The sequence below is a fragment of the Candidatus Lernaella stagnicola genome, from assembly GCA_030765525.1.
Classification (GTDB): domain Bacteria; phylum Lernaellota; class Lernaellaia; order Lernaellales; family Lernaellaceae; genus Lernaella; species Lernaella stagnicola.
In genome coordinates, this window is sequence record JAVCCK010000025.1 from 24768 (window position 1) to 50524 (window position 25757).

Here is a 25757-nt window from a genome sequence, read left to right on the forward strand (position 1 = left end):
AATGAAACGGAAATGGTTGCTTGTCCTGCTGGCCTTTATGATGATCCTCACGTTCGCCGCCATCGGCTGCGGCGACGATGACGACGACGATGATGATAACGACGACTCGACCATCCCGCCCGGCGGCGACGACGATGACAACGACGACGATACGGCCGGTGACGACGATGACGACGACGATGACGATGACAACGACGATGACGACAACGACACCACGCCCGACGATCCTGACACGGAATTCTCATCGCTTTTCTGCACCCTGCCCGATCCCGAAGAAATCGGTGAAGGTCTGTTGATCGGCGGCGGCTCCGCGGGGGATACCATCGCGGTCTACGTCTACGAGGAAGCCTACGGCGCTGATCCTTGCGAACCGATAGAAAACGCCGCGGTCATTGCCGGCGGCACGGAATACACAACCGACGCCGACGGTTTCGTCGAAGTGGACCTCACCAAAGCCGCCACCATGGTCACGGCAGGCAAAAACGACTTTATGAGCTGGACCTACAAGGCGGATGCGGCGGTCATGTACTTCCGGCTGCGCCCCGAAACCTACACCCACCCGCGAAGCTTATCGGCCAGCGATGAGTTTTATGTCGACGCCACTCCCTTGGAACTGACCAATCCGAACTCCCTGGCGGGCTTGATCACTCAGCCGATCTACATCGGCGCGGGGTTCGGCGGTTTTTCGCGGCAACAGCTTTTCAGCACCGATTTCGGGCTCGTGTTCACCGACGAAGATTACCATGTCGATATCACGTTGCCTGACGCCGCCGACGCCGCGTACTACCTGCCCCTACCCGAGAACATCTACCTGCCTGAGCTCGACCTGAACCTGCTGGGCATCGCGATCAGCATGAACGACCATAGTTTCTATCGCTTTCCGTACCTGGCCACGACCAACGAGACGCCGGTAGCCGGTGTGTTGCTCGATTGCGACCTCGGCTCCGTTTTGACGCTGGAAACCCTGACCGAAATCGTCCAGGGCATCATCAACGGCGACGACGTCCTCGAAATTGTGATGGGACTCCTTCCCGCTTTCTTGTCCGACGGATTGACCGTGCCCTACGCCGGCGCCCTGCCCGATTGGGACACCGAAGGCGTGCCCGGCATGGAAATGCTGCCCGTCGACGTCGCCAAGGATTCGTTTGAGGTGACCATCGCCAACCCGGACGCGGGAGCCGACTACATCGGCCTGCTGGCCGCGGAAATCCCCAACCGCCTCGTCGCGCCACTCGATTTCGCGATAGCCGATGAAGGCGTCATGACCTTGAGTTACGCCGACATCCCCGATGCCGATTATCTTCTCGGCGCGATCAAAACCGATCTGCTGGCTTCCGAATTCGTGACCAGCAAAATGACGATCGCGGCCAAGTACGCGCCCTTCTCCGACTCCTGGGCCGACGGCGTTGAAATAGCGCAAAGCGACTTTCTGCCGTACTTCGACGAGGCCGCCACGAGCTACAACAGCATGACCGAGGAAGTCACCTGGGCTCTGGAGAGCAAGGCCGATGTCGACGCGTATTTCGTCGCCGTGTTCTTTGATTCCGATCTCTACGAATCGGCCTTCGCGCTGCTGCCGCCCACGGCGAGCAGTTTCCGCGTGCCGAGTCAATTCAGCCCCATCGGCTCGGTCAACGACATCGTGATCGTCATGGCTATCGACCTGCCCGACGGCGTGGACATCGACGAATGGAACCCGGTTGAATTCTGGAGTAACAACCTCTCGGCGATCAGCGTCTGGACGCACCCGACACTGCCCGAAATCATCTCGTTACTGTTCGACGCATCGTAAATTAAACCGACCTCAACCCTGTCACGCCCGGCCCTTTGGGGTCGGGCGTTTTTCCTTCCCGCCGCGCGCCGGTGTTCGTATTGAGTCGACCGCCTCAAACGCGCTATAGTTGATCAAATCGACACGAAGGGGGACTCGCCAATGAAGCGGAAGCGAATCCTATGCTTTGCCGTCCTGGCAGTATTGTTGTCGCTGGCGGTCGGGGGCGCGGTGGCCGAACAACCGCCGCAAATGAAAACCATCACGCAGAAGGGCAAGATCGCCATCGGTTTGAACGCCGATTACCCGCCCTTCTGTCTCTGGCACAACGGGCAGCCCCGCGGCTTCGATGTCGAGTTAGCCCGCGCCATCGCCGCGAAAATGGGTTTGGACCCTCAGCGCGACGTAACCTTCACGCCGGTCCGGGCAACCGATTTCATCGACGCTTTGGAGAGCGGAAAGATCGACCTGGCCGTCGCGGGCATCACCATCACCAGTGAACGCTCGAAGCGGGTCGCCTTTACCCGCCCGTATTACACCGCCACGTTGGCCGCGCTGCTTGCCCGCGCGAAAGTGCCGCAGATTCAAGTCGAAAACGTTGTGCGGCCCATGCCGCTGTCTTCGGTGACGGACCTCAAGAAAATCGAACCGCTGGTTGTGGCCGTCAAGGAGCAAACCACGATTCAGATCAAGTCCCAGCGTCTGCTGCGCCATTCGAAAATCGTCGGTTTTCCCGACATGCGGTCGGCCACCGAGGCGGTCGTGGAAGGCCACGCCGACGCCCTGATTCACGAAGACCCCTACCTGCGCCACCTAAAGGCGGGTGAACTGGGCCGCGTGGGTCGTTTCGTGGCGCTGACGAAACCGGTCACCAAGGAACGGCTGGCTGTCGCTTGTCGACCGGGCGACCCCGATTTCCTGCGCTGGTTGAACGTTGCAATCGACGAACTGGATGACGCGGGCCTGTTGGCCGCTTGGGAGGAGCGCTACTTCGACCATGTTGATTGGCGCAAGGAGGTACCGTGGAAATGAGACGCCTATCGCTGATCGTTGTGGCGGTCCTGCTGGCGGCAAGCGCCGCGACGGCTGAGGACACCCCGGCCTACCCGAGCCTCTCGGCCGACATCTACTTCCATGCACTCTATGTTTCGCAGGAAAACTTTCGCGCCAACAGCGACGTGTTCGGCCGCGCGCTGAATCCGGCGACCGGTAATTTCAACAACGAAATCGAAACTGAGGCCTACAAACACCTCGTCGAATCGCGCTTCCGCCTCTTTCTGACGACCCAGTTTTCCGAAGACGTGCTCGGGAGATTCACCTTCGAGGTCAACCCCGAATACGGCCGCGAACAAGGCTTCGGCGACTTCCGCGTCAACAACGATACCGGCGGCACCGGCGAAATTCGCATCAAGCATTTCTACATCCAGGCCGAGCACGAGGTCGGCGGCTATCTCGGCTACCGCATCGGCCGCCAGGGATACGGCACGCCCAACTCGCTGGTCGTGGGCGACCCCGATGCCGAAGGCGCGGCCTTTTGGTACCGCGACGACACGGTCGGGCAGTTCACCATCGCCGGCGCGGTCGTCGACACCCGGGAGACCCAGCGCATCGAGGACGTCTATTCCTCCTTCAGCTATCAGTTCCCGCAAAATCCTTTCCTGAGCGGGTCGTTTTACTTGTGCTACCTGCGTTTCCGCGACCGCACGGCGGGCGACCGCAATTCGCCGCCCGAAGTTTCCCGCGGCGGGGGCACCGGCATCGGCACTTGGCTGGTCGGCCCATCCAATGCCGACTTCGCGTCGCAATCGGCCGGGCAACTATTCTGGGCGGGCCTGCAATTGCTCTACACCCAGCACAATGTGGCGCTCGACTTCAACGCCGTGTTGAACTTCGGCAACCTCGATCCCGGACGCATCATCATTGAAACCGCCGAGGAAATTCAAGAAGACGAAGAGGCGCCGCTTACCGAGGAAGAGAAAGCCTCGTATATCGACACTGTGCAGGGGTCATTGTTTCTCGTCGATTTGAGCTACGGCCGCACGTTTTGGCGGGTCGGCGCGGCGGGCGCGTTTGTCTCCGGACACAAACCCGACCCCGACGCCACGCGCTATTCCGGCTACCTGGACGTCAACGCCGATTTCACCTTCACGCGCTTGTTTTTCGACGGCGGCCCCTACCTGGTGAGCACCGGCTTCGTTTCGCCCGGCGTGCAGGGTAGCGGGTTGATCGGCGGGAAGGTGTACACGAGGATTTTCCCCACCGACTGGCTCGAACTGAATCTCCAGGCGGCCGCTCTGGCCGCGCAGTTCGATCGCCCGGTGCCCGCCGACCCGGTCACCAACACGCGCTATGACGAAATCGCCAACGGCGCCGGCAGCTACTACGGCACGGAACTGGACTTCTGGCTCCTGTTCACGCCCGCCGATAAGCTGCACTGGTTGGCCGAAGTCGATTATTTTCTGCCCGGCAATTACTGGCAGGGGGAAGCGAGCGACGGCGAACGCCCCGCCGATTTCCTGAAGGATCCCGACCCGGCCTGGCGGCTGGCCGGCGGTTTCTTGTTCTACTAGGCCGATCCTGCGTTCTTAAACGAAACGCCAAATCGAGTATGACCGCGCTCGATTAGCGCGATCAACCGAAACAGCCGCCGCTCCCGGAATCGTCGTCGTCTTCCACCGGGCGAGGCGTAGGCTCATCGTCGGGCGGCGGAGTCGGCGCGTCGCCGTCGGTATCGTCATCATCGTTGTCGTCGTTATTGTCATCGTCGTCGTCCACCGGCGGAGATGTGTCATCGTCATCGCCGGCCGTGTCGTCATCGTCGTCGCCAGGGATTTCATCGCACGTATCCTGCTGCTCGTCGCACTGCTCGTTGGGTTCGCACGGGTCGCCCGAGTGTTCGCAGGAATCGATACCCTCATCGCAAAATTCGTCGCCGTTGCAGAACTGGCCGTCGTCATTGCAGGGGTCGCCGGTGGAGTAACAGGAGTCCGTGGCTTCGTTGCATTCCTCGATACCGTTGCAGAAGAAGGCGTCCAGCGGGCATTCGTCGCCGGTGGTGTCGCAAATGTTGTCGTCCTCGTTGCAGAACTCCTCGCCGTTGCACCATAAGCCGTCGTCGCTGCAGTCCGGCACGTTCTGCACGTCGCAGATATCATCCACGTCGTTGCAGAACTCTTCGCCGTTGCACCACAGGTCGTCGTCACTGCAATCCGGCACGTTCGCCGCGTCGCACGCGTCGAGCACCTCATCGCAGAACTCCTCGCCGTTGCACCACAGCGTGTCGTCCGGGCACGGATCGCCTGCGTGAATGTCGCACTGCGATCCTTGGCACAAGTCGTCGCCGTTGCAGAAAACGCCGTCGTTGCACGCCGCACCGTCGTTGGCGATCCAGGCGTTCGGGTTTATCGAGACGACGCAGATCAAGCAGTCGTTAGCCGGATTGAGCGACTGGTCGGGGTAGCACACGTCGCCGATGAGACAGCCGAAGCATTCCTCGACACACTGGTCCTCGCCCTCTTCGCAGATCGTTCCCGGCGGACACGGATTGCCCGTGGCGTCGCACAGATCGCCGCCTTCGTTGCAGAACTCGTCGCCGTCGCAATACTGCGCGTTATCCGGGCAGCGCGGGCGCGTGACCGGGTTGTATTCGCTGACGCATTCGTCGGCCGCCTCGTCGCAAGACTCGATGCCGGTGCACCATAATGCGTCGTCAGGGCACCGCGGATTCGTCGCCGGATCGTATTCGTGCAGGCACTGGTCGTCATCTTCGTCGCACGATTCGGCCCCGTTGCACCACAGCGCGTCGTCAGGGCACGGGTCGCCCGCGTGCTCGGCGCAGGAACCCGAGAGACAGGAGTCTTCGCCGTTACAGAACACACCGTCGTCGCAAGTGTACCCGTCGTTGAACGACCAATCCTCATCGTTGAGATCGTCGTTGCAGATCAAGCACTCGTTTTCGGGATGGAGTTGCCCGTCGCCCCAACACACCTCGTCGATCAAGCAGCCGTTGCACGCTTCGAGGCATTGGTCGAGTTCTTCGTTGCAGATCTCGAAATCGTGGCAGGGATTGCCCGCGTGCACACATTGACTCAACGCTTCCTCGCAGCTTTCCTCGCCGTTGCAGAACAAGGTGTCATCCGGACACGGGCTGCCCGTATGCGTGCACACATCCAGCGTTTCGTCACAGCCTTCATCGCCGTTGCAGAAGAAGCCGTCGTCGCCGCAGGGCACGGCTTGGTTCCAGCAGCGATCGTTCGACTCGTCGCAGAATTCCGTGCCGTCGCAGTAGTCATCGTTGACCGGGCAACGCGGATTGACGCTCATGATGTACTCGTGCGTGCAGGAGTCGTCCTCCTCGTCGCAAATCTCGGCGCCGTCGCACCACACGCCGTTATCCGGGCATTCCGGCACGTTTTGATGGTCGCACAGATCCCCGTCCTCGTTGCAGAACTCCTCGCCGTTGCAGAACAGCGTGTCGAGCGGACAGCGCGGATTGGTATCCGGGTCGTAGTCGTGATCGCATAAATCCAGCTCTTCGTTGCAGAACTCGGACCCGTTGCACCACGCGCCGTCGTCGGTGCACAGCGGATTGCCCGGCCCATACTCGCTGAGACATTCATCCAACTCTTCGTCGCAATATTCCTCGCCGTTGCAGAACAACGGATCGTCGGGGCAGCGATCGGCGCCCGGCGGATAATCGCTCATGCAATCGTTTTCTTCCTCGTTGCAATACTCCTCGCCGTTGCACCACGCGCCGTCGTCCAAGCATCGCGGATTGCCCGGCCCGTGTTCGCTGACGCACTCGTCGTTTTCCTCGTCGCACAATTCGAAACCGTTGCACCACAATTCATCTTCGGGACAGCGCGGTGTCGTCAGGTTTTCACTCGTGCAACCTTCGATGCTCTCCTCGCAGTATTCCGCGCCGTTGCACCAGACGCCGTCGTCCGGGCAGTCGTAACCGGCGTGTCCGCAGGCGTTAAGCTCCGGATCGCAGATTTCCAGACCGTTGCAGAAAACGCCGTCGTCGGGACAATTCGGTTCGAGCCCGTGATCGCACGTATCGTTGAGTTCGTCGCAGATTTCGTCGCCGTTGCAGAACTGCCCATCGTCCGGGCATCGCGGATTCGTCACGTCGTATTCGTGACCGCAATCCTGGATATCTTCGCTGCAGGCCTCTGCGCCGTTGCACCAGAATCCATCGTCGGGACAGATAGGCGCCGGCCCGCTTTCGCAAATGTCGTCGATGTCGTTGCAGAACTCCGGCCCGTTGCAGTACACCCCATCATCGGTACACGGATCGCCGGTATGCTCGGTGCACTCGCCGCTCAGGCAGGAGTCCTCTCCGTTGCAAAACATCACGTCATCGCACGGATCGCCGTCCTCGACCGCCGTCCACGCCTCGTCGCCCACCTGCGCGCAATACAAGCAGTCATTGCCCGGCGCCATCTCGCCCACCTGCACGCACACTTCGTCGATAAGACAGCCGACGCAGGCCTTGTACAAGGCAACGGCCACACCCTCGCCCGCTTCGGTCGCGTCGCGACTGGTACCGGCGACCAGCACTTCGAAGTTACTCGTCAACCGCAACGCCCGCGGCCGTTGATCGCCGCCGGCCGGCGCGTCGTACCGGGCAACCCAATCCTCGAGGACGTACTCGCCCGCGTCGGCATAGCAAATCGTTACCATGTCGAGGCCGGACCCCGCGCCCCACGAGGCGACCGCCGCGTAGACGTAGCCCGTGTCACTCACGGCCAAGCGAGCGCCGAAGTCGTCCCCCGCGCCGGTGCCGTCATAGACCGCCTGCCACGCGAGTTCGGCTCCGTGACCGCGATCGAAGTACTTCAGCGTGATCGCGTCGTAGTCGCCGCCCGCGCCCTGTGACGCGCCGCCGACCAGCACATTGCCCGCGCCGTCGAGCACGATGGCCGCGGCGTAGTCGTCGCCGCCCACCGCGCCGTCGTAGCGCGTCTTCCACAACAACCGGCCGTCCGCGCCGAATTTGAGAGTGAGAATATCGCGCCCGCCCGCTTCGTTTTCCAGCGAGCCGGTCGCGTACACCGAGCCGTCCGTCCCGACCCGCAACGCCGCTCCGGTTGATGATTCACTGTCCGTCCATGGGAGATCGGCCTGCCACTTCGTTGCGCCGTCACCGCCCACGGCCCACACCGATAAAGAGCGCTCGCCGAAAACCTCGGCGGTACCGGCCAGCAAAATCCCGTCGTCCCGTGCCGCGCCGTCGGCGATCTCCACGAGCGTATCGTTTGGCGCAAACCACAAGGGCGCCGTTTGCCGCATATCTTTCGAAAGCTTCACGACACCGGTTTCGACCGCGTCCTCACCGTTGAGTCGCCGCCCGCCGGCCACGTACAGGCCGTCTTCGGTTTCCAGAAGCCAATCGGCCCAATCCAGATCGACCACGACCGAGCGCCCGGCCACCTTGCCGCCCGCCGATAGCTTCGTGATCAGCAAACCGCCTTCCACGCCGGTCGCCCCGGCAAGGTACACACCGCCGTCATCGGCGGCGGCCACAACGGAGATATCGCCGCTAAGTTCGAGTGGCAACGCCGTGCGCCAACTTTCGTTGTGATCGGCGAATCGGGCCGCGAACGTCGTTTCGGCATCCAACAGACCGGCGTAGAAAAGCTCGTCGCTGTCGCTAACGGCAAACGCGGCGGCACTTTTTATCTCGTGGTCCACAAACTCGGCGGTTGGTATGGTGCCGCTCACGACCGGGTCGATGTAAATCGGATACAGCGCCTGCGAGTCGTCCACCACGAGCCGCAGCACGCCCACGCCGCCGGCGTCTTCGTATTCCATCCAGGCCGGCAACTCCACGCCCGTGGCGTCAACCGCGAGCAAACCCTGCAACGCGAGTACTTTCGCGTCGCTCGCGCGAAAAACCACTTGGACGCCGGAGGCCGCGGCTTGTCCCGACAAATCCCCGTTGAACTCGCCCTGGAAAACCAGCAGACCAGCGCCCGCAAGACGCCAATCGACCACGAATCCCAAACGCAGGCCTTCGGGCCCCGCGCCGTACCATTCATGAAATAATTGCCGCTCGTATTCGACGACCTCGAACACGCGCAGTTCACCGCCCAACCCGAGTTGGTGGCTGACCCGCAGCGCTTGGCTGGGCGAGACGGTCTCCACGACACGGGTGTCGTCCTCTCTCCCGAACGCCGTCATCACGAAATCGGCCTGCCAATCGTCCAGCCCCGTGATCTGCGCTCCGTATTCGTCGAATTCGGCCGAAAAACGGTGTGCGTCCGCCGGCGCAAGCGACAACGAGTCCGCCCACGCAACGCTTCCAAGTGAAACGAGCAACAACGGCAACAGGATTCGCACCAACCAAGAAAATCGTTCAAAAATCATTGTTTTTCCCCATATCCAAAAACGACTTTGATTGTAGGCGGACGCCACCGCAAAAGCAAACAGCGTCCCTCGCGCGGGCATAAAAAAGGCGCGGCATATGCCGCGCCTCGTGAAGGTGTTTTTCGGGCCTTAGGGCGTCGCGGGCGCGATTGCGCCGTAGATGCCCATGAAGTCCAGATTGGAACCGATGTACAGGATATGCGCGACCTGAATCAGGTATTCGTCGCCGCCGATTTCAAACGACGGCAGCACGACGCCACCCAGGAACTCGTTGAGAATCGGCAGCAGCAACTCGACCACGAGCGGCGCAAAGCCCTCGAACAGGTTCTCCGGCATATCCAGCGGGTTGTTGATCGTATCGGCCACCGCCAAAACGTCGCCGAATTCCAGGTTCAGCGAGTTCGTACCCCAATCGTGGGTAATATCCACTGGGATTTTCGAACTGACCGCAATCGTCAACACCGGCTCGGGGCCGCCCGCGCCGTCCGCGTACAGGTAGATGAACATGTCACCGAGCTGTATCTCGGTTTCCAGCGTGCCGGACTTGGTCTGGCTGAAGCGGAAAACCGGCGGCAACTGAGGCCGGATTTTGACATCCAGCGGCACGTTGTCGCCCATGCCCGTGCCGTATTCGTCGCAAATCTGCGGCAGCAGCAGGTAGAACACCGGATCGCACGCGTTGAGCGCGTCGTCGGCATCCAGGTGCAGCATGCCGGTTCGGTACAACTCGTACAGCAAGCGGTTCATGACATCGTCGGACATTGCCACGCCGATGCCGTAATCCTGCCCGATGAAGGGAATCGTGTTCGCCCCCATATCGGGCCGGTTACCCGGCGTTTTGATCGAACCGTTGAAGGGTCGCACCGACGGGTCGTGGTATGACGCCGCCACGTCGGCATCCAGCCACGTGGTCATGCCCACGTCGTCGAGCACCAATTCGGCCGGCAGCGCGGTGAACGCAAAGTCCACGCCTCCCAACGAGACATCAAAGACGAACTCAATGTCGCCGAGCAGTTCTTGCAGCAACGGCGGAATCATTTGCTGGAGCGCGTCGCGCGCCGCATCCTCGACGGCGTCGGCGACGGTATCTTCAAACAGGTCGATCAGTTCATCCGGGAAACCGCTGATGCTGACGTTGAAGCCTGAAAGGCTGACGTCGAAGTAGCCCATTTCGGCAATGATCTCGCCCGTAGCCGGGTCGAGCCACAAGTTCGTCGTCGTAAACAGATCGACCGCCGCAACCGACACGTCGCCGGAGATCGAATAGCCGATGCCGAGAATCGTGCCGCGTACGTTGAAGTCGAGCACGACGTTGGTCATCTGCGCCGAGGTGTCCATCGCCGCGGTTTGCACGTCGAGATTCACGGTCGGCGGATCGTACTCTACGTCGGTGACGTTGGCGCGGGCGCTGGCGATCGTGATTCCCCAAACCTCGACCTTCTCGTCGAAGAGCGGGTTGAGGCCCATGATGATTTCTTCGAAGTCGATATCGGTGATGAACGATTCGATCACGGCTTCCAAATCGTCGAAGCCGTAATCGGTGATACGGAACCCGACCGCGTCTTCCACGGTGGCTCCGTTCGCCCACTCAAACTGTGCGTACAACACACTGGTGGAGGCTCGCGCCCGCTGTTCGGCAGGGCCGCCTTCATCGACGACGACTTCCAGCTCGATGACGTTCAAGCCGTTGGCCAGCGTAAATTCTTCCGGTCCGAATCCGCCGGTCATCCAGTCGAAATAGATCGCCATTTCGTTCATGTAGACCGTTGTATCCGGATCCAACAAGTCGGCGTCGTAAATGTAGCCGGTAACGTCCACGGCGGCGGCGCTCGTGTAGAGCGCGCGTTCCGGACTCGTGATTTCGATACCCGGCGTCGTTGAGCTGGTTACCTGCACAACCGTGTCGTCGTCGTACGCCGGAAAGTTCGACGAGGTCGCGGAGACCACGAAATAACCCGAATTATCGAAGGTGATTTCGTCGCCGATGATCGTCGCCCCGATGTTGGGCGTTACCTCGTAGATATACGGCTCGTCGGGAATGAGGTTGTCGAATTCATCCAACATCTCAACGAAACAGGTGACGGTTTCACCCACGTCGATCGTCGGCGGTTCGCATTCGAGATGGAGTCGATACGGCGGACCCGGATTCACGGTAACCGCCTCGGTATCGTACACGTCGGTGCCGATCACGTTGGCTGTCACGAAAACCGTACCGGCGCGCGTCATCGTAAATTCCGAGCCGTTCCTCGTCACGCCCACGGGCGGATCGAACAAAAACGCCACCGGCGCGGAGGGAAGCTCGTTGCCGTCTTCATCGGTAACGGTCCAGTCGGCGAAGGTCGACTCGCCGGCCGCGATTTCCGTGGGATTAAGCGTCAAGTCGATGTTGTACGGGTCGGACGCCGTAACGATCGCCACGGTCGTGCCCGTGTAATACGTGGAGCTGTAGAACGTGCCGACAAACACCTGAAAAATGCCCGGCGAATAAAACGTGATGGAATTCTCATCGATCACCACGCCGCCCGTCGGTTCGGTGGAAATGTCGACCGTTACCGTCCCGGTGATGTCCTGCCCGTTTTCGTTATAGAAGATGTAACTCACTTCGGTCGTCTCGCCGGTCGACAAGCGGTTGTCGCTTAGCCAGACGTCGAAGTGCGGCGGCAGCAACTGGAGCGTGAAGTTAACCTCCACGGTAATCGTGTCCCGCGTCGCCGTGCTTTCGGCGCTGAAGACCAAGGTGTGCGGACCTTCGGCCACACCGCCGATTTCGCCGTGAATATCGCCGCCGAAAATCTCGAGCGACCCGGTGATGTCGTTGGTGTCGAGGGTGATGGCGATGGACGCCTCCACCACGTTGCCGTACTCGGCCTGAACCTCCAGCGGAATACGCGAAACCAATTGTCCGGGTTCAGGTTTGAGCACCGTGATGTAAGGCTGGTTGACGAAGAAGTCCGCGCTGTCCGAACCCGGGCCGTTGTCGTTGACCATGTCGATGCGCAGCGTGTGCCAACCACCGATCGGCGCCGTGATCTGGCCGGTCACCTTCGTGGCCGTCACGGTCAGCACGGACGTGATATCCGAATTGTCGATCGTCACGGTGATGTCGGCGGGATCGTCAACCTCGAAAATGTCGGCATCGATATCGATGGTGTAGGAGCCGTACGTCGCGCCGTCTTCCGGACTGTTGATTTCGGCATACGGCCGCCCTGGTATCGGCGGGGTGGTATCGTCGTCGTCATCGTCGTCGTCGTCGTCGTCCGTGCCGGTATCGTCGTCGGTGCCGGTATCGTCGTCGGTGCCGGTATCGTCGTCCGTGCCGGTATCGTCGTCCGTGCCGGTATCATCGTCGCCCGCAGTATCGTCGTCATCATCGTCGACGGGCGGAATCGGCGGCGTGTCATCGTCGCCAAAGCCTCCATCGGCGCGAGTATCGGTGTCCGAGCCACCGCACCCGATCGCGACTGTCAGCGGTACCATTACCAAAATTATCAGGGTCCAGATAAGAAATGCTTTTCGGGTCATCGCTAAACTCCGTACTCTTGCGCGGCCCACCTCTCCTGCTAACCATTGTAGAAGGCGTGAGGCATCGGTTCAAGCAAACTTTGCGGGAAATAATTTTTTCTTACGCGGAGTTATCTTCGTCACTTTTCCCCGACGAGTTCCCGCGGGCGCTCTTCCCGGGCCGTAAAACGAAAAATGACACCGTCAACCAATGGCCGAAAACCGATTTTCTGATACAGATGGTTCGAAATCGGATTGTCCCGGTCGGCGAAGAGGCAAACGAACTCGGAGCCTTCCGCGAGCAGATATTCGCAGACCGCCCCGACGCATGCCGAAGCGTAACCGCGACCGCGCTGCTCCGGCGGCGTATACACTCCCCCGACACAGCCCCAACGCGGCAGCTTGCGCACCACGACCGCAAGGCTCACGGGCTCCGTATCTTCCCAAAAATAAACCCGCTTTTGACGAATGTAGGTCTCCAACACCTCATGCGAGGCACGCTCGGCGTCGGCCCCCATGGCCTCATCCTCGAACCGTCCCCACCAATCCCAAACGCGTTCCGTATCCGCCTTCTGGGCCACGCGGCATCTCCCGCTGACACGGGCGCTTTCCTTGATCTGCCGCAACTCGTAGATCGTATGGTTCATCCACATGCGAAAACCCCGGCCTGTGCGGGCGCTCCACATCGCGGCGAATCGCTTCGCCACGCCCGTTTCCGCAGTGACCCCGGAGGGTTCGACGCCCCGCCGCTCCAAATCGTCGGCGAGGATCTTCAACGCTTCATCCGTAGTGCGCGTGATGACAAGCGGATGGGGCGGCGTGCGCATGGCCGCGGCTATCACCCGTTCGCCATCGAGCACTGCGGCCCAATACGGCGGCAATCCGGACCGGGGTTCGCGCTGGGTCAACTCGTGGGCGACGCCCCAAATGAGGTTGTCTTCCGCGCCGCGCTCGGCCAGGAAGCCTTCGGTCACGCGTAAAAAATCCGCCGCCGAGGCGAACGAGCGCAACTCCATTTCTTCATCCTTTTTTCTTTCGAGCTACAAACTGCAAGCAGAACGTAACAACACAATAACCATATAATTCATAAGTTTATAGGCAATTACTTAAAGTGACATTTCATCTTTTGCGATGGTCTTTCCGCCGGGATCGGCGTTTAGAAAACCGCCTTGAAGAAGTTCACAATGGCGTCGACCATCTTGTCGAGACCTTCGAGCGGATCATTGCCCTTGATCCAGAAAATCGCCACGGTTGTGCCGACGATCACGACGAACAGAAGTCCAACCAAGCGCAGTCGGGCGCCAATACCTTTGCCGCGTGGATAAAAATCATCCGCCACCGGTACTCTCCTCGATAGGATGGGGGGTGCTCATCTTTGATAACCTTTTCCGGGCGGCGGGGCAAGCAGCGAATCTCGGGACCTTGCCCGGCGGTCCCAGGCGTTGGTAGGATAAGTCGCCTGCTTCATAGGGGAAAAGCCATCAACAAAGACGCGCGCCGCGCCGGCAGACGGTCGTTTCACATCAACGGGCCTCTCGTTACGGAAGATCTGCTGCTGCTGGCGGCTGCGGTCTACTTCGCGGTGGCCGTACCCGGCAGTGCCTCGGTGTGGATTCGTGAGATATGGTTGGCCACGTCGGTGACGGTCGTCGGCCTCGCGGCGGCCCTGATTTTGGCGGCCTACCCTCTGCTGGCGGCGGTGCTCGGCCTTCAGGTTGTCATCCAAGGAACGCGGTTGGAGTCAGTTTTAACAACGTCACGCGACGCGTTTTCAGTACAGTTTAGACGTCGACTGGTCGTAAAAGTACTGCCGACAAGCCTTATTTTAGCGGCTGTTTTGACGCTGTCGACATATTTTGGGTTCCGATGGAGCGAGACGATCGCGCTGGAAACCGGCTTGCCCCCGGCGCTGTGCCTGCTTTTCTCGCTGGGCTTCCCGGCCACCTGTTGCGCCGCGGCGATCGTGGCCGTGGTCCAACTTCTCGGCCGCCGCAGCGAGCGCTGGCGTTGGTGGAGCGAGCTACCGGCCTTCGCCTCACTGCGTGACTGGACCAAACGCGTCGTCTTTTTGTTTGCCGCGATCGGGTTCGTATTCAGCCTGCTGTACCAGCCCTCTTCCTCTCGCCTTTTGGTCGCGGCGATGGTCGTGCCGTCGGTCGCCTTTCCCTGGAATCGTTGGCAGGACGCGAAGCGATTGCGCCTGCTGGTGCCGTTCTTGTTTGCGCTCACCGCGGCCGTTTTGCCACTGGTCACCAATGCCCGGGAGGCAACGGTTCTCTTTTGGGCGGCGACGGCAGTGCTGGGCGTGATTGTGGCGTGGCGGATTCACCGGCACGGTGGCGGGTGGATTCGGTTACGGGAATTTCCGGGCGACTTTTTCCCGATCATGATGGCCGTCAACATGCTGTGTTTGATGGGTCACCTGTACCAAACCGGTTTTCCGCCGGACGCTTTCGCCGCGGCGCATATCGTATACGGCCCTGCGGAGTCGGCGGGCGAGCCGAATCTCTTTGACGCCGAACTCGACACTTCGCGCCAACGTTTGTACTTCACCGATTCGCGGGCGAACGGCCGCCTGCATTTCCTCGACTTGGAAACGGATCAAGTTCATTCCTCGCCCGCCGTGCAGACGGATTTGCGGCAATTGGCGGTCGCCGGCGACCGGGTGTTCGTGCTTGGCAAGGATGGTTGGCTTCACATCTTCAACGCCGATTCTTTGCAACCCACGGCACAGATCGGCGGCACCAACCTGCGCGACGTGGCGGCGGTGGGACCGGGCCGCGAGGTATGGGCCGCCACGCACGGGCAAGCCGGATTATGCCGCGTGGATCCGGCACGAGGGGCGATGCAGTGCGGCTACGCGCCGACGTTGCCCGGTGCGCCCTTCGAGCTTTTTTGTCCCGGGTCGGGGTACACCTGCTACCTGAGCGACATGAGCGGCGGCAGCCGCGTTTATAGCGTTTTGATCGGCGAAAACGCCGCGACGGCGCTCTCTGAAACAGTGGGGTTTTTCTCAGCCGGGTTGGCGATTGACGCTCGGAAGCGTCATCTCTTCGTAGCGCGTCCTCTGAGCGGCGTCATTGACGTGCTGGGCAGCGATTTCAATCCCATTCGATCCCTGCCCGCCGCGCCGATGGTCGCGCATATCAGCTACGCGCCGTCGCTCGACACGTTATTTGCGCCCGAGTACTTCAGCGGAAAAGTGCATGCCGTTGACGCCGCCACCGGCCGGAGCACGACGATATTTCATGTCGGCACCCGCGTTCGAAAAGTGTTGTGGAGCGAAAGCCGCGGCGAGCTTTTCGTGATGGATCGCGCCCGAATCTATCGTTTTGGACGGGAAGAAATTTCCTCGCTATTGGGGCGACGCTGAGGCGGCGGATTCCGCATCGCCAAGCATCTCCTCGATAAGCTTGAGCAATTCTTCGGGTTTGAAGGGCTTTTGCAGAAACGCGGTGCACGGCATGCTGAAAAAGTCGTCGGGCACGATATCGCGCGGGTAACCGCTGGCCATGATGATCGGCAGCCCGGCTTTCATCTCGCGCAGCTTTGTGCTGGTTTCGAATCCATTCAGGCACGGCATGCGAAAATCGATCAGCGCCAAATCAATCGCGAGCCCTTCTTCGGTGAAAACCTCCAACGCCTCCATGCCGTTTTTCGCCTTACGCACTTCGTAGCCGGCGTTGCTCAGCACATAACCGACGACATCGCAGATCGAAACCTCATCGTCAACAACCAGGATCGTGCTGCCCTGACCTGTGGCGCATTCTTCCCTGGTGATCCGGGGTCGCGGCGACTCCGCGTCCGAGCACGGCAGAATGACCTGGAATTTGGTGTGTCCTTCTTTGCTTTCGACCATCACAACGCCGTGATGAGCCCGCACGATACCCAACACTTGCGCCAGCCCAAGCCCGCGTCCCAACGGTTTGGTCGTAAAGAAAGGATCGAAAACCCGTCCCTGTAGAGCCGGTTCGATGCCCGGCCCGTCGTCGATCACGGTAATCGTAATGTACTCGCCGGTGTCGCCCGCGCCACGCAATTCCGGGGCGCGCCAGAATCCCTTGCCGGCAGTAACCTTGCCGGTCTTGATGGTGACATTCCCGGGTTCCTCGCCGATGACTTCCACGGCGTTGACCAGCAGGTTGAGCACCACCTGCCGCATCTGATTCACGTCGGCGGCGATCTCCGGCAGGTCCTCCCCCGACTCGACGACCAGATTGACGTTTTTGGAAACGGTGAACTCCAGTTCGGGGCTCATTTCGCCAAGCAACTCGTTAATGTCCACCTGCTCTTTGGCCGACCAGACAAGGCCCGCATACGACAACAACTGGTAGGACAAGGTGGAAGCCTGCTCGGTCAAGCGGCGGATTTCCTCGATATCGTACCGCCAAGTTACTTCGCCCGTCGTTTTGACGCTCAGTAATTTCAGATAGCCGAGAATCGATGTGAACACATTATTGAAGTCGTGCGCGACCCCAGCGGCCATGACCCGGAGACTCGCGAGTTTGGCTTCGCGGTCGAAATCGCTGCCCAACTGGCGGGCGGTCAAATGATCCTGCCGCTGCTCGGTAACGTCGCGGCCGACGGCGTAATTCATTTTGTTTGGCATGTCCGGCACGACATTCCAATTGATCCATCGATACGAACCGCTCTTGGTCCGAAACCGATTAACGAAATTCATCTCCAACTGTCCGGTCTGCACGTGCTCAAAGGATTGGATTGTGGCGGGTAAATCGTCGGGATGCACCAACGAAAACAGTTCCATGCCTCGCAGTTCGTCCGCCGAGTACCCCAGCACGTCCTTGGCGCCGGGATTAGCCTCGAGGATCACCGCGTCAAAGTCGACAACCAGTATCAAGTCCGTAGATAGCTCAACCAGGCGATTTTCCCATGCGGCCGCACGTGACATAGACAACCCCTTTCGCTGGTGTATCTTCACTTCTTCCGCACCAGATCCATCCGGTACGCTGTCTCGACTTCGGCCAATGAACCGAGGTCGGCGGTGTGGGGCTTCGGGTTTTGGCAGAACACTGATGTACAAAAACTTTATAGAACACATTCCCGACTATTAGCAATAGTCGCTACGACGTGACCGGGGCTCGCGACAATTGCGTCCGACTCCCGGATTTGTTACCGTTCGATCCCCAATCAAGCCAAAGGAGATGCTTCCATGAAACGCACGCATGACGCCATCGTCGTCGGCGCCGGCCTGGGCGGTCTTGCCGCGGCGACCTACCTGGCCAAGCGCGGGCTATCGGTCCTCCTATTGGAAAAGCACAACGTTCCCGGCGGTTACGCCACGAGTTTTGTCCGGGGCCGCTTCGAATTCGAGGTCGCATTGCACGAACTTTCCGGCCTGGGACGAGGCGACCAACTGGGGCCACTGGGTCGTTTTCTCGACTACCTGGGCGTGTATGAAAAAGTGGAGTTCGTGCAGATCCCCGATTTCTATCGGTCGATCTTCGACGATCTGGATATCACGCTGCCGGTCGATCGCGCCGGCTTCGTCAAGAAGTTGATAGAAAACTTCCCTCACGAGCGCCGCGGCATCGAAAGCCTGTTCGCCGAAGTCGAAGCCGTCGGTCGCGAAATGAAATACTTCATCAAGCTGGGGATGGGGAAAATCTCGCCGAGTCTGATCGCCAAGCTCCCCTTCAACTCATCCCATATGCTGCGATATTCCATGGCCACCTGGGGCCAGGTGCTGGAACGTCACGTCAAGGACCTCCAAGCGCAGTGCGTGATCTCACAGCTTTGGGGATACGGCGGCCTGCCCCCCTCGCGCATCAGTTTCCTGCTCTATGCCGCGATACTCAATTCCTACTTCGACCACGGCGCCGCTCACGTCAAAGGTCGCTCACAGGATTTATCCAACGCTTTCGTCGAACGGTTCACCGAGTTGGGCGGCGAACTGAAATTCAATTGCGCCGTGCAAAAAATCCTCCTCGAAGACGGCGCCGTGCGCGGTGTGGTCACCCAAGACGGTGAAGAGTTCTTTGCGCCCAACGTCGTGTCCAACGCCAGCCCCATCACCACCTGCCGCGATATGATTGACCCCGAACTCGTCCCGGCGAAGTTCTGGCGGCGTATGCAGGCCGGCGCCGTCGCCGCCGGGTCGGTCAACGTCTATCTGGGTTTGGCGGCCCCCGCCGAAGAACTGGGACTGCACGACCACGAGTGCTTCCTCAACATCAATTACGATTACGACGAACACTACCGCCGCATGTCCACCATCGGAGCGCCGGGACAAATCGCGATGACCGCCTACAACTCCGTGTTGCCGGATGTTTCACCGCCGGGCACCACGATGGCCGTGCTCACCTCGCTTTACTACGGCGAACCGTGGCACGACATCGCGCCGCGCGACTACGTGGACGTCAAAAACGGCATCGGCGCCGCCATGCTGGACATGGCCGAAAAGGTCTTTCCCGGCCTGCGCCGGAACTGCGAGGTGATCGAAGTCTCCACGCCGGTGACCAACATGCGCTACGCCGGCACCTTAGGTGGCAGCATCTACGGCTTCGACCAGACGCCGAGCAACGCGCACATCCTGCGGCAACCGCACTGGGGCCCCCTGCCCGGGCTCTTCTTCGTCGGGGCCTGGACGCCGCCTGGGGGCGGTTTCGAACCGGCGATGACCTCCGGCCGCTTTGCCGGCGAAATGGTGCTTATGCGCCAACGCCGCTACGGGAAAGGAGCGTGACCATGCTGCGCTCGGTCAAACACATCCTGGAGGATCTCGGCCAGTATCCGAAAACCGTGATAGAGCAGTGGCAACTGCGCCAGGGGGGACAAGGCGTCGACTTCACCGCGCCCGAGTACCGGCAACAACTCACCCGCACGGTGGCGGCGCTGCACCCCGAACGCATGCACTTGCGGGTGACGGCCGTCATCAAGGAAACGTCTACGACCAAAACCTTCCGTCTGGTGCGGGTGGACGAGCCGATGCCGCCGTTCCGCGCCGGGCAATACGTCAACTGGTTCGTCACGATCGGCGGAGTGCGCACCAGCCGCCCGTATAGCATGAGCAGCGCCCCGAACCAGGAGCACCTGGATTTGACGATACGCGCCACGACGCAGGGTTTCGTTTCCCAACACCTGTTGAAAACGGTGGCGGTCGGCGATTCCTTTGAGACAACCGGCCCGGCCGGGTCGCTTTATCACGAGCCTCTCATCGACGGCGGCGAGTTGGTGTTCATCGCCGGCGGCAGCGGCATCACGCCCTTCATGAGCATACTGCGCGATCAAGCGGCGAAGGGCTGGCCGCTGTCGGCGACGCTCCTTTACGGTAGCCGCCTAACCCGCGACGTGATTTTCGACAAGGAACTGAAGGCGCTGGCCAAGGGTAACGATCGCTTCACGTACGTGCCGGTGATCAGCGAGCCGCCCAAGGGCTACCGCGGCAAAAAGGGTTTCATCACGGCCAAGGTGATTGGTCAGGCGGTCGGCAGCGTCGCGGGCAAGACATTCTATCTGTGCGGCCCCAACGCCATGTACGATTTCGTGGCGCCGGAATTGGCGAAACTGGACGTGCCGCGTCACAAGATCAAACGGGAGTTGTACGGACCGCCCGCCGACGTGACGAAAATGCCGGGCTGGCCGAAGCGACTGAAAGCGACGAAGCAATTCGCCGTTCGCGTCAACGGTACGGTGATCCAAGCCGCCGCCGGGGAGCCGCTGATCAATTCGCTGGAACGCCACGGCATCGTCGTGCCGGCGGTGTGCCGCTCGGGCGAGTGCAGCGCGTGTCGAACCAAACTGGTGGCGGGCGAAGTCTACATGCCGCCCTACGTCGGCTTGCGCGAATCGGATCGGCATTACGGTTACATTCATGCCTGCGTGGCGTATCCGATATCCGATATTGAAATACGGATCTAGTTCCGACCTTTTCGAAAGACCGCCTGTTGCGCTGATGATCGGGTTCGCGCCGCTTTCCCTGACGGTGACGACCACGTTGTTGCCGACTACCCCGGCGCGTCTATTAAACAGAAAGCGCGACCCGCAGGCCGCGCTTTTTTTGTAGTGTTCTCGACACGCCGCTGCTAATCGAGGATGTTTTCCACCTCCGCAAGCAGCCCGACGATCTCGTCGAGTTCGGCGTCAGACAGCAACTCCGCCGCCGCCGCGACCTTCGCCTTGACCCGTTGGCATTCCGCCAGCGCTTCCGGCCCGTACTGATGTTCCCAGATGAACTTGAGCGCTTCAGCGTAGGCGACAATCGCGTCGCCTTTGATAAGCTGGTCGGCCGGAGCCGCAAGCAACTCTGCGATCGTGCCGCGCCGAATCGAAATCATCGACTCCCGCGTGGTCGGGTGTACGTACTGCGCTCGTGCGATGATCTCGTCCGCGTCGTTCAAATACTGCGGATCGCAGGGTGCGATATGCTGGTGGTAGACCATCGCGTCGTTCGGACCCAGATGCTGCGGCTCGACTTCCTCGGGATTGGGCGAAACCTCCTCGCCATAGAAATCGGTCATCAGCAAGTACCAGGGCATCACGAGTTCGGCGCGCACGTTCATCGCCGCCAGTTCCATGTTTTCCATGAACCGCTCGCCGAACTGCTTGTTCGCTTCGGCTGTCGCGTCGATATATAAATACGCGCCCTTACCCGCGTCGGTCACCTCGTCCATCAGCGTGTCGTGGTAGTAGCTGTACGCTTCGCCCACTCCAACTCCGACAAGGTAAATGCCCTCGTTTTCGGAGTCCTCGGCGTGCGCCGCAATCATGTCGATGTCGGTATTGCCCGTGTTGGCTTGACCATCGCTGATCAGCACGACGCGGTTCAATCCGGCCGGCAGATAGTTGGCCGTCGCCAGATCGTACGCCCGTACGAGGCCGGCGTGCAGATTGGTCGACCCGCCGGACTGCAAGTCGTCGATGACCGCCAGCACAACCGGATCGTTCGGCCCGCTCACCGGGTGCGAGGACAGCGCGACGTTGGGTACGGAATCCCAATCGACGATCGAAACGATATCGCCCTCCCGCAGTTGCCCCGTGATCGCGCGGGCGACGTCGCGCAGCAGGCCGATCGGCTCCCCTTGCATCGAACCGGAGGTGTCCATCGAGAAGACCACGTTGACCCGGCGTCCTTGGTCGCGCCTCTGGAATCGACTCTGGGCGCCGATCTGCAGAATGTACTCGCCGGGAAACTGCGCCTCGGGATTTTCGCGCAACTGCGGCACGATCCGAATGCGCCCTGAATCGGGTGCCGGATAGTTGATTTGGTAGTAGTTGGTAAACTCGTACGTACGAATCTTCCCGGCCGGCGGCAAATCGCCCTGGCGAATGATCGTCCGCGCAATTACCGGCGAGGCCTGCGAGTTGGAGTCGTCCGCCGACAGGAACAGTGAGACCGGGGGCCCCGGTTCGGGACATTCGAGCAGGTTCGGAGTCGTGTCGTCATCATCATCATCGTCGTCGTCCCCCCAGGTGTCGTTGTCGTCATCATTATCGTCGTCGTCCCCCCATGAGTCGTCGTCGCCATAGCCATCGTCGTCGCCATAACTGTCGTCGTCGCCATAGCCGTCATCGTCGCCATAGCCGTCATCGTCGCCATAGCCGTCGTCGTCGCCATAGCCGTCGTCGTCGCTAGACCAACTGTCGTCGTCGCCATTGCCGTCGTCGTCGGCCTCCTCCTTGTTTCGGTCGTCGTTGTCACACGAAACGGCGAACAAAAAGCCGAAACAAAGAATGAAAACAAGTAATGCCAAAACAATTCCAAGCGCACCTTTCCTCTTATCCATGACAAAATTCTCCATGTCTTTGGCCCATGTTGCCGACCCGACACCGTCACTTCCGGGCACAGGGGTGGTCGGACTATTTTTCTGCAAAATTGGTGCCGCTATCCGCGATGATTGCTAAAGCACTGATGTCGAAAGATTTTACTTTTTCGGTGAGTCGCGCCCGACGAACTGCTGCTCACGGTTTTTACTACTCAGTCTCAATTTTCTGAGCGTGTAGCGTCAGCGGCGCCACGATGCACGCACCGGAATCGCCTTGATTCACGCCACTTCTTTTTTGCGCCGCCACAACTTGCGACGAACGACGCCGCCCAATAACGCGAGGGATATCGCGAACGCGATCAATTCCGCCGCGGTGAACCAAAGGCGTTGCACGACCGAGACGATCCCCGCCCAGCCCGCGCCGAAGCGGTCGTTGAGCAGCCACGTCAGCGCGCCTTCGCGCACGCCGATGCCGCCGGGCACGATCAGCACGTAGAACGCGACGTGATAGGCGAAGTTGTAGGCTAAGGCGAGTCGGCACGCGTCGGTCCAGCCGACCGGCCGCAGGGAAGCGACCAACAGCACGAAGGCCGCGCAATGCACGACCCAAGCCGCGGTCATCAGCAACACGGTGCGCGCCACCGCGCCGGGACTGACCACGAGCACGATCGCTTCTTTGCCGCGCTTCTCGCGCCAGCGGTTCACCCAACGCTCAATACGCACCGGCATCACGATCAGCGCCGCCCAACCCACCGCCGCCACCGCCAGCGACACCCAGAACAGCCACGCGTCGTATCCGGCTCCGAGCAGACTGACCGCGATGACGATCACCGCGCCGATCGAGCCGCTGATGTTCTGCACAACGGTCGCCGTGAGCGCCGTCGCCTTGCGATAGCCAAGCTGCTCGGCCAAAAACACTTGTCCGAGAAACAGCCAAACCTTGCCCGGCACGTACTTGCCCAACTGCGCGGCGTAGATGATGGCGAAGGTGTCCCGCAGGCGTACGCTCTCGCCCCGGTCTCGAAAAACGACCCGCCACACGAGCGCGACAAGAAGGAAATTCACAAGCAACACAGCGAGGCTCGCCGCCAGCAGCCCGGGCGACACCGTCAACGGTTGCGCCGCGAGTTGCGATCGGCCCAGCCTGATTTGCCACACGACGAAACCCAACGACACCGCGATCAGGAAGATCATGAAAACGCGGAGGGCAACGCGGCGGAAGGCGGTGTTCAAGCGGCGGCTCCTTGTGGGGTCACACGGTGTCCTGGTCGCCCCAGGTCAAGTACCAGTTCTCAGCGTCGTTGACCGCTTCGGCCTGGTTGTCGGGCAGCAGGGGGTAGGCGCAAAAGTACGTCGGCTCCGGGTGAAAGCGCGTCGGCACCGACACGAAGTCATTGCGGGTGAAGGCGCGGTGTTCCGGCTGATGCGAGAAGCACAACGCCCCGGCAACCTGTGCGCCCGCCTCGCGGGCCTCATGGATGAGCAAGGCCACGACGTCGTCAGCCAGGTGCAAGTGTTCTTCCGGCAGCAGCATTTCGCAAATCGCGTAGGTCAACAGGCCGCGCTTGGGCAGCAGACGCGTGACGACCACGCCCACCGCCGCGTCTTCCACTTCGACGTGATACAGCCGGTAAGGTGCGCCCGGAGTTTGCGCGTACCGTGCGTTCAGCGCCGCGGCATCTCTCACGACCGCAATCCGCAAGCGCTCGCGGGTTTGCGCCCAAATGTCATCGGCCGCAACGCCGAAACGTTCCACCGGCACCAGACGTAGGGGGGCGCCCGCGTCGCGCTCGGGTGCGATACGCCGCCACATGGCCGCCGCCACCGGTCCCAGCATCTCGGCCAGCCCCTTCCCCAAAGCGCCGCTCAGCACGGCTTTGACATCCAGCGGGCGCAACATAAAAGGAAACGATGCCACGTCCGTCCAGGCCAAGCCTTTGGTACGAATCGGATGGATGCGCTGGTTGGGAAATGCCCAGGCGAAGGCGAAGTCGGCCTCACGCAGGCGGTCGTACTGAGTTCGCGCGAGATGTCCGAGCAACCCCTTGCCTTGCGCCGAAGCCGACACGGCGGTGTCGCACGAGTGGGCGCTGAGCACCTCGCGATCGAAAAACCACGTTCGCAACGCGAGCGAGGGGTATTGGCCGACCGGCACGGTCTTCGGACCCGCCGCCGAAATCCACGGTCCCTTGGCCGACCACACGGTGTGCTTCCAACGGAAACGGTCGGCGAAATCGGGATCGCTTTCGCTCACGTTGAAAACCTCGCGGGCGAGCTTGACGGCGCGACCGAGCTGTCTTTTCCCAACGGGGAAGATCGGCGGCGCGTTCTCGGCTTCACGCTGAAACCGTTCCTGCAGGCGGGCCAGCATTTCCGTCGCCGTCACGAACTCCACGCCCATGCCGCGCTCGGCCGCACCGGCCACCAGGTTGCGCAAATTGTCGCCGACATGTCGCGCGTGGTAGAGAGGCCGATCGACCATGGCCGGCCCCATTCCCAGCAGTTCATCGGGATGAAAATACGCCGCCAGCGTGGCGTGGCCGCGCTTTTCGGCCTGCGCCAGGACGTGGCGCATCATCAGCGAAAAAATCGCATGATGGGCGGTGATGTTGATCGACGTGTAACGCCCGGTCATGCCGCTGCCGCCGCGCAACAGGTACCGCACGGTATACATCGTCCGGACCGCGGCCGACTCGATGGTCGTCAGCGGCATTTCGATCAACCCCGAGGGGCGTACGGCGTGGCTTTGGTAATCGGCCGCATGCGGGCGGTAGGCACCGTGCCTGCACCGCGACCAATCGTACTCGCCGGCGAAATGGGTGCCGCGTTTGTCGACGCCGCCGGGGTGACGCAATCCCGGCATGGCCGAGAGGTCCATCTCGACGCCCAAGTCACGCATGGCCTGCATGGTGGCGTCGTTCATGGCGTACCACCCCATACGGGCAAAGCGCGGGGGTGTATCGAAGGCCGCCGCGCCGCGTTCGAGATTCGCTCGCTGCCATGCGGTGTCGCGCGTTTCCTGGTACCAGCAGTCGTGTTCGTCCGACCATCGCCAGTGGTGCGGATGCCAACCGATTTCGTGCCCGGCGTCCTGTAGTTCGGTCCAGAGATCCGCGAATTCTTGAAGTTGCCACCCGGGATCGCCGTGGCAGGCGGCGATTTGTTCGTCGGCCCGTAAAACCCACAATATCGGTAGTTCGCGCCCTTGGTGATCGCGCAGGCCGTGCAGTTCGCTGCGTAATCGCGGTACGCCTTCGCGCAGGCCGCGCCACGTCAGCGGGCCGGGCTGGTCGAATCGCCGGCCGCCGTAATCGGGTCGGTCGGGATCGGCGTCGCACAAGACGAGCACGGTGATTTTCGCGGCCACACTGCACTCCCATGGCAAAGTTATT

General features: G+C 61.0%; 14 protein-coding genes. 6 read left to right on the plus strand and 8 right to left on the minus strand.

The window, feature by feature from the left end:
• Position 1: 1 nt before the first annotated feature.
• The 3 genes from P9L99_11500 to P9L99_11510 all read left to right on the plus strand — a co-directional run bounded on the left by P9L99_11500 (position 2) and on the right by P9L99_11510 (position 4341).
• Complete coding sequence (locus tag P9L99_11500) at positions 2–1792, plus strand: hypothetical protein (protein MDP8223976.1); 1791 nt, start codon at positions 2–4, stop codon at positions 1790–1792.
• A gap of 141 nt (positions 1793–1933) precedes the next feature.
• Positions 1934–2803, plus strand: coding sequence for an ABC transporter substrate-binding protein (locus P9L99_11505; protein MDP8223977.1), 870 nt, complete (start codon positions 1934–1936; stop codon positions 2801–2803).
• A complete protein-coding gene (locus P9L99_11510; protein ID MDP8223978.1) occupies positions 2800–4341 on the plus strand; it encodes a hypothetical protein in 1542 nt (513 codons plus the stop codon). The genes P9L99_11505 and P9L99_11510 overlap by 4 nt, the downstream gene beginning before the upstream one ends.
• A gap of 61 nt (positions 4342–4402) precedes the next feature.
• On the opposite strand, the gene P9L99_11515 is transcribed toward P9L99_11510, so the two are convergent.
• From P9L99_11515 to P9L99_11530, 4 genes are all read right to left on the minus strand, one after another.
• Positions 4403–9142 (minus strand): hypothetical protein, encoded by a 4740-nt coding sequence (locus P9L99_11515; protein MDP8223979.1) that lies wholly within the window; start codon positions 9140–9142, stop codon positions 4403–4405.
• Positions 9143–9271: 129 nt separating this feature from the next.
• Positions 9272–12664 carry a hypothetical protein gene (locus tag P9L99_11520; protein MDP8223980.1) on the minus strand — a complete coding sequence of 1131 codons (3393 nt, stop codon included), beginning with the start codon at positions 12662–12664 and terminating at the stop codon, positions 9272–9274.
• Positions 12665–12783: 119 nt separating this feature from the next.
• On the minus strand, positions 12784–13659 hold the full coding sequence (locus P9L99_11525; GenBank protein MDP8223981.1) for a GNAT family N-acetyltransferase: 876 nt from the start codon (positions 13657–13659) through the stop codon (positions 12784–12786).
• Positions 13660–13799: 140 nt separating this feature from the next.
• On the minus strand, positions 13800–13982 hold the full coding sequence (locus P9L99_11530; protein MDP8223982.1) for a hypothetical protein: 183 nt from the start codon (positions 13980–13982) through the stop codon (positions 13800–13802).
• Between the two features lie 36 nt (positions 13983–14018).
• Here P9L99_11530 and P9L99_11535 point away from each other — a divergent pair, with 36 nt between their 5' ends.
• Complete coding sequence (locus P9L99_11535) at positions 14019–16016, plus strand: hypothetical protein (protein ID MDP8223983.1); 1998 nt, start codon at positions 14019–14021, stop codon at positions 16014–16016.
• Here P9L99_11535 and P9L99_11540 read toward each other — a convergent pair.
• Positions 15999–17552 (minus strand): response regulator, encoded by a 1554-nt coding sequence (locus tag P9L99_11540; GenBank protein ID MDP8223984.1) that lies wholly within the window; start codon positions 17550–17552, stop codon positions 15999–16001. The two genes, P9L99_11535 and P9L99_11540, sit on opposite strands and share 18 nt — an antisense overlap.
• A gap of 261 nt (positions 17553–17813) precedes the next feature.
• On the opposite strand from P9L99_11540, the gene P9L99_11545 reads away from it, so the two are divergent.
• Positions 17814–19346: an NAD(P)/FAD-dependent oxidoreductase gene (locus tag P9L99_11545; protein MDP8223985.1), complete on the plus strand. Its 1533-nt coding sequence runs from the start codon at positions 17814–17816 to the stop codon at positions 19344–19346.
• A 2-nt stretch (positions 19347–19348) separates the two neighbouring features.
• Positions 19349–20521 (plus strand): FAD-binding oxidoreductase, encoded by a 1173-nt coding sequence (locus tag P9L99_11550; GenBank protein ID MDP8223986.1) that lies wholly within the window; start codon positions 19349–19351, stop codon positions 20519–20521.
• 164 nt (positions 20522–20685) lie between these two features.
• On the opposite strand, the gene P9L99_11555 is transcribed toward P9L99_11550, so the two are convergent.
• The 3 genes from P9L99_11555 to P9L99_11565 all read right to left on the minus strand — a co-directional run bounded on the left by P9L99_11555 (position 20686) and on the right by P9L99_11565 (position 25732).
• Positions 20686–22386, minus strand: a complete 1701-nt coding sequence (locus P9L99_11555; protein ID MDP8223987.1) for a VWA domain-containing protein — start codon at positions 22384–22386, stop codon at positions 20686–20688.
• A 258-nt stretch (positions 22387–22644) separates the two neighbouring features.
• Positions 22645–23598: a lysylphosphatidylglycerol synthase domain-containing protein gene (locus tag P9L99_11560; protein ID MDP8223988.1), complete on the minus strand. Its 954-nt coding sequence runs from the start codon at positions 23596–23598 to the stop codon at positions 22645–22647.
• 19 nt (positions 23599–23617) lie between these two features.
• A complete protein-coding gene (locus P9L99_11565; GenBank protein ID MDP8223989.1) occupies positions 23618–25732 on the minus strand; it encodes a GNAT family N-acetyltransferase in 2115 nt (704 codons plus the stop codon).
• Positions 25733–25757: the final 25 nt, after the last annotated feature.

Excerpts from the sequence above, each read along its gene's own strand:
- P9L99_11515 (MDP8223979.1), bottom strand. The coding sequence starts at position 9,142 with ATGATTTTTGAACGATTTTCTTGGTTGGTGCGAATCCTGTTGCCGTTG.
- P9L99_11545 (MDP8223985.1), top strand. The coding sequence starts at position 17,814 with ATGAAACGCACGCATGACGCCATCGTCGTCGGCGCCGGCCTGGGCGGT.
- P9L99_11505 (MDP8223977.1), top strand. The coding sequence starts at position 1,934 with ATGAAGCGGAAGCGAATCCTATGCTTTGCCGTCCTGGCAGTATTGTTG.
- P9L99_11550 (MDP8223986.1), top strand. The coding sequence starts at position 19,349 with ATGCTGCGCTCGGTCAAACACATCCTGGAGGATCTCGGCCAGTATCCG.
- P9L99_11555 (MDP8223987.1), bottom strand. The coding sequence starts at position 22,386 with ATGGATAAGAGGAAAGGTGCGCTTGGAATTGTTTTGGCATTACTTGTT.
- P9L99_11500 (MDP8223976.1), top strand. The coding sequence starts at position 2 with ATGAAACGGAAATGGTTGCTTGTCCTGCTGGCCTTTATGATGATCCTC.
- P9L99_11510 (MDP8223978.1), top strand. The coding sequence starts at position 2,800 with ATGAGACGCCTATCGCTGATCGTTGTGGCGGTCCTGCTGGCGGCAAGC.
- P9L99_11520 (MDP8223980.1), bottom strand. The coding sequence starts at position 12,664 with ATGACCCGAAAAGCATTTCTTATCTGGACCCTGATAATTTTGGTAATG.
- P9L99_11525 (MDP8223981.1), bottom strand. The coding sequence starts at position 13,659 with ATGGAGTTGCGCTCGTTCGCCTCGGCGGCGGATTTTTTACGCGTGACC.
- P9L99_11540 (MDP8223984.1), bottom strand. The coding sequence starts at position 17,552 with ATGTCACGTGCGGCCGCATGGGAAAATCGCCTGGTTGAGCTATCTACG.